This is a genomic window from Baekduia sp. (genome assembly GCF_035996765.1).
Taxonomy (GTDB): domain Bacteria; phylum Actinomycetota; class Thermoleophilia; order Solirubrobacterales; family Solirubrobacteraceae; genus Baekduia.
This window is the reverse complement of the sequence record NZ_DASYJG010000021.1, coordinates 1-6,047: the sequence shown is the minus strand read 5'-3', so window position 1 is coordinate 6,047 and position 6,047 is coordinate 1. Positions and strand designations below refer to the sequence as shown.

Genomic DNA, 6,047 nt, shown 5'->3' with positions numbered 1-6,047 from the left:
CAAGGAGTGCCTGAAAACCAATGGCTCACACCGCACCCAAGCCTCAAGCCACCACCAAGCACGAGAACCTCCGGGCATGGGTGGAGGAGGTAGCGGCCCTCGCCGAACCAGAGGACATCCACTGGTGCGACGGGTCCGCCGGGGAGTACGACCAACTGGCTCAGAGGCTTGTAGATGCAGGGACTTTCGAGCGGCTTTCGGAAGCAAAGCGGCCGAACTCCTACCTGGCGCTGTCGGACCCGGCGGACGTTGCCCGGGTCGAGGACAGGACGTTCATCTGCTCCGAGAAGGAGGAGGACGCCGGCCCGACCAACAACTGGCGCGCGCCCTCGGAGATGCGCGGCACGATGAACGACCTGTTCACGGGCTCCATGCGCGGGCGGACGATGTACGTCGTCCCGTTCTCCATGGGTCCGCTGGGCTCCGACAAGTCGCACGTCGGCGTCGAGCTGACCGACTCGGCGTACGTCGCCGTGTCGATGCGGATCATGACCCGCATGGGCGCGGGCGCGTTGGACGTCCTCGGCGAGGACGGCGACTTCGTCCCCTGCGTGCACTCGCTCGGCGCTCCGCTGGCGGACGGCCAGGAGGATGTGCCCTGGCCCTGCAACGCCGACAACAAGTACATCGTCCACTACCCTGAGTCGCGCGAGATCTGGTCCTTTGGCTCCGGCTACGGCGGCAACGCGCTGCTCGGCAAGAAGTGCTTCGCATTGCGGATCGCCTCCGTCATGGCGCGCGACGAGGGCTGGATGGCCGAGCACATGCTCATCCTCAAGCTCACCTCGCCCGAGGGCGTCGTCAAGTTCGTCACCGGCGCGTTCCCGAGCGCCTGCGGCAAGACCAACCTGGCGCTGATGGTCCCGACCATCGAGGGCTGGAAGGTCGAGACGATCGGCGACGACATCGCCTGGATGAAGTACGACGACGAGGGTCGCCTGCGCGCGATCAACCCGGAGAACGGCTTCTTCGGCGTCGCGCCCGGCACGGGCTACAGCAACACGCCCAACGCCATGGCCGCCCTGGAGAAGGGCGCGATCTACACCAACACGGCGCTGACCGACGACGGCGACACGTGGTGGGAGGGGATGACCAAGGAGGTCCCCGAGCACCTGATCGATTGGCACGGCAACGACTGGACGCCCGCGGCCGACCACCCCGCCGCCCATCCGAACTCGCGCTTCACGGTGCCCGCGACGCAGGTGCCGTCGATGGCCTCGGAGTGGGAGGACCCGGCCGGCGTGCCGATCGACGCGTTCCTCTTCGGCGGCCGCCGCGCCTCGGTGGTGCCGCTGGTACGCGAGGCGTTCGACTGGGAGCACGGCGTCTTCCTCGGCGCGACGATGAGCTCCGAGCAGACCGCCGCCGCGTTCGGCACGGTCGGCCAGCTGCGCTTCGACCCGTTCGCGATGCTCCCGTTCTGCGGGTACAACATGGCGTCCTACTTCGAGCACTGGCTCGCGATGGGCGAGAAGGCCGGAGCGCAGCCGCCGCGGATCTTCTACGTCAACTGGTTCCGCAAGGGCGCCGACGGCAAGTTCCTGTGGCCGGGCTTCGGCGACAACTCGCGCGTGCTGGAGTGGGTCTTCCGGCGCCTCGAGGGCAAGGTCGACGCCGACGAGACGCCGGTCGGCCTCGTGCCCAAGCGCGAGGACCTCGACGTCGAGGGCCTCGACATCACCGACGCGGCGCTCGACGAGGTCCTCTCGGTCGACGTCAACGCGCTGCGCGACGAGCTCCCGCAGGTCACCGAGCACCTCGCGAAGTTCGGCGACGCGCTGCCCGCGCCGCTGCGCGCGCAGTTCGAGGCGCTCAAGCAGCGCCTCGGCGCGTAGCGCCCGTCGCACCAGCAACATCCAGAATGGCCCGAAGGGCACCCAGCGCGGGTGCCCTTCGGACGTTCTGCGGCCGGTGCGCGGAGTAGGTTGCGCCGTGTGAGCCTTCAGGAGGAGTCACCGTCGGCTGGGTCGGCCGGCGGGATCGCCGAGGTGGTCGCCCAGCTCGCGCGCGAGCGCGACTCGGAGCTGCTCGCGCGCTTCGTCGGCGCCTACCTGCGGCGGGCGCCGAGCGCCGACGCCGAGGCGCCCGAAGAGGATCCCGAGGCGCTGCTGGCCGAGGTCCGCGGCGCGTTCGCGCTGGCCGACGACCGCGCGGGCGCGATCGCCGCCGTCCGTGCCTTCACACCGCACCGCGAGGAGCACGGCTACGAGACGGCCGGCTCGGTGCTGGAGACCACCACCGACGACCTGCCGTTCCTGGTGGACTCGGTCGGCGCCGAGCTCGCGGCGCGCGGCCTGCGCATCGTCCGCGTCACCCATCCGATCGTCGGCGTGCGCCGCGACCCGGCGCCGCCACACCGGATCACCGCGATCGAGCACCCCCGCGACGCGCCGCGCGAGTCGGTCATGCACTTCGAGCTCGACCGCCGGCTGAGCCCCGAGGAGCTCGCCGACCTCGAGGACGCCACCCGTCATGTGCTGGCCACCGTCCGCGCGGTCGTCGACGACTTCCCGGCGCTCCGGGATGGCCTGGAGCGGCTGGTCGAGATCGTCGGCGCCGGCGGCGCGCGCCTGGTCGCGGCCGAGCAGGACCCCGACGAGGCCGCGGCGTTCCTGCGCTGGGTCGGCGCCGACCACTTCGTCTTCCTCGGTTTCCACGAGGATGAGCGAGACACCGACGGCCGCCTGCGCGCCGGGGTGGGTGGGGTGGGTGGAGCCGGCCCCACCCACCCCACGGGCCTGGGCCTGCTGCGCGACACGCGCGAGGCCGGCGAGCTGCGCGTGCCCGCCCACGATCCGCCGGCCGCCGATGGCAACGCACGCGACGCCGCCGTCCTGGAGATCACCAAGACCCACACGCTCTCGCCCGTGCACCGCCGCGAGCCGATGAACGTGCTGATCGCCCGCCGCTTCGCCGAGGACGGCACGGTGGTGGGCGAGGCGCGGCTGCTCGGCCTGTTCACCTCGCGCGCGTACGGCGAGCCCGCGAGCACGACGCCGCTGCTGCGCGACAAGCTGCGCCGGATCCTCGACGCCGAGGACCTGATCGACGGCAGCCACGACTCCAAGGCCGCGATCGCGCTCTTTGACGGTTACCCCAAGGGCGAGCTGTTCGGCGCGCCGTTTCAGGAGATCCGCGCGCAGCTGTCGGTCCTGCTGGCGCTGCGGGCCGACGAGGTCCGCCTGCTCGGCCGCCGCGCCCGCGACGGTCGCGGCGCCGCGCTCGTGGCGGCGCTGCCGCGGGAGCGCTACAGCGCGACGCTGCGCGAGCGCCTGCGTGGGATGGTCGCGTCCGCGTACGGGACCGATCACGTCGAGCAGCACGAGGTCTTCGGCGAGGACGATCGCGTCTACCTGCACCTGACCGTCGACGGTGGTGGCGGCCTGCCCGACGTCGACGTCTCAGAGCTCGAGCGGCGCCTGATCCTGGAGGCGCGCACGTGGCGCGACCGCGTCGGCGGTGCGCTCGTGCACCGCCACGGCCCCGAGCGCGGGCGGATGCTCGCCGCCCGCTGGCTCAAGCGGCTGCCGGAGTCCTATCGCGCGGCGGTCGAGCCGCTGATCGCCGCCGAGGACGTCGAGCGCTTCGAGGCGCTGGCCAGCGGCCGCAGGGACTTCTTGGTGGGGTTGCAGGACGAGCGGGGCGCGGATGGCACCCGGCGGACACGCGTCGCGTTCTACCGCCGCGGGCCGAAGGTCGAGCTCTCGCAGGCCACGCCGATGCTGGAGCACCTGGGTCTGCGCGTGATCGAGGAGATCCCCGCGCGGCTGCACGGCGACGACGAGCTCTGGATCCAGGCCTTCGGCGTGCTCAACGCCGACCCGGCGGCGCTGCACGAGCCGCTCGCTCTGGGTGACGTGGCCGCGCGCGTCGCCGACGCGCTGGAGGCGGTCTGGTGCGGCGAGACGGAGTCGGACTCGCTGAACCGCCTGGTGGTCAGCGCTGGCCTGCGCTGGCCGCAGGTGCAGGTCCTGCGCGCCTATCGCCGCTACCGCCAGCGCATCGGCTCGCGCTACACGGAGTCCTTCCAGAACGATGTGATCGCCGCCAACCCGGCGATCACCGCCAAGCTCATCCGGCTCTTCGAGCTGCGGTTCGCCACCGACGAGCGCGCGGGTGATGAGGCAGCAGAGGAGGCGCTGCGAACCGAGATCGGGGACGACCTCGACGCCGTCGCGCTGCTCGACCACGACCGCATCCTTCGCAACCAACTTGGGTTGATCGACGCGACCGTCCGGACCAACGCCTTCAAGAACGACCGCGACGCCATGGCCTTCAAGCTGCGCAGCGAGGACGTCCCGGCGATCCCGCAGCCGCCGCCGCTGTTCGAGATCTACGTCTACGCGCCCGACATGGAGGGCATCCACCTGCGCGGCGGCCGGATCGCCCGCGGCGGCATCCGCTGGTCAGACCGCATGGACTACCGCACCGAGGTCTTCGGGCTGATGCGCGCGCAGATGACCAAGAACGCGGTCATCGTCCCGGCGGGCGCCAAGGGCGGCTTCTTCCTGAAAGAGCGGCCTGAGGATCCTGCGCTGCTGCGCGACGAGGTCAAGCGCCAGTACGTCCGCTACATCGAGGCGCTGCTCGACGTCACCGACAACCTGTCGGACGAGGGCGAGACGGTGGCGCCCGACGGCGTGCGCGTCCACGACGAGCAGGACTCCTATCTGGTCGTCGCCGCCGACAAGGGCACCGCGGCGTTCAGCGACACGGCCAACGCGATCGCGGTGCGGCGTGGCTTCTGGCTGGGCGACGCGTTTGCCTCCGGCGGCTCGGCGGGCTATGACCACAAGGGCCTGGGCATCACCGCCAAGGGGGCGTGGGAGTCGGTCAAGCGCCACTTCCGCGAGCTGGCCGTCGACCCCGAGCAGGACACCGTGCGGGCGGTCGGCATCGGCGACATGTCGGGTGACGTCTTCGGCAACGGCATGTTGTTGTCGCGGTCGCTCAAGCTGATCGCCGCCTACGACCACCGCCACGTCTTCCTGGACCCCGCTCCGGATCCGGAGCGCTCGTTCGCTGAGCGCGAGCGGCTGTTCGCGCTGAGCGGCTCGTCCTGGGACGACTACGATCGCGAGGCGATCTCGGCGGGCGGCGGGGTCTTCAGTCGCAACGCCAAGGCGATCGCGCTGACGCCGCAGGTGCGCCGCGCGCTGGACGTCACCGACGAGACGCTCGCGCCCACCGACCTGATCCGCGCGATCCTGCGCGCGCCGGTCGATCTGCTCTGGAACGGCGGGATCGGGACGGTCGTCACGGCGTCCACCGAGAGCGATGCCGACGCGCTCGACCGGTCGAGCGACGCGATCCGCGTCGACGGCCACAAGGTCCGCGCGCGCGTCGTGGGGGAGGGCGGCAACCTGGGCTTCACCCACCGCGCGCGCATCGAGTTCGCCACTGTCGGCGGGCATGGGGGCGAGGGCGGGCTCATCAACGCCGACTTCATCGACAACTCGGCGGGCGTCGACTGCTCCGACCACGAGGTCAACCTGAAGATCTTGCTCGACCTCGCCGTGCGGCGCGGCGAGCTGGCGCGCGAGGATCGCGATGGCCTGCTGGCCGAGGTCACCGAGGATGTCGTCGCGCACATCTTGTATGACTCGTTCCTGCAAGCGCAGATCCTCTCCCAGGAGGTGCGCTCGAGCGCCGCGCGCATCTTCGCCTACGAGGACCTGATGGCGGCCCTGGAGGGCGCCAAGATCCTGCGCCGGCGTGACGAGGCGCTGCCGACCTCCGAGGACATGGCCGAGCGCCGCCGCGGCGGCCGCGGCCTCGTGCGCCCCGAGCTGGCGGTGCTCGTCGCCTACGCCAAGCGGCTGCTGACCGACGCGCTGCTGGAGTCCGACCTCCCCGACGAGGCGGCCTTCGACCACGACGTCCGCGCGTACTTCCCGCGGCCGGTCGTCGCGCGCTTCGGCCACCTGATCGCCGAGCACCCGCTGCGGCGAGAGCTGATCGCCACGCTGGCGGCCAACGACGTCGTCGACGCGCTCGGCCCGACCTTCGTCTCCGGCTTGAGCGGCGAGCTGGGCGCCGAGCCGGCC

2 protein-coding genes are annotated in these 6,047 nt (G+C 71.5%); both read left to right on the top strand.

Going from position 1 to position 6,047, the window contains the following annotated elements; translation table 11 throughout:
• The first annotated feature begins 20 nt into the window (after positions 1 to 20).
• A complete protein-coding gene (locus VGO10_RS04125) occupies positions 21 to 1,835 on the top strand; it encodes a phosphoenolpyruvate carboxykinase (GTP) (RefSeq protein WP_327465444.1) in 1,815 nt (604 codons plus the stop codon).
• A 99-nt stretch (positions 1,836 to 1,934) separates the two neighbouring features.
• Positions 1,935 to 6,047: NAD-glutamate dehydrogenase domain-containing protein (locus VGO10_RS04120; RefSeq protein WP_327465442.1), on the top strand; the 4,113-nt coding region annotated here is incomplete at its 3' end.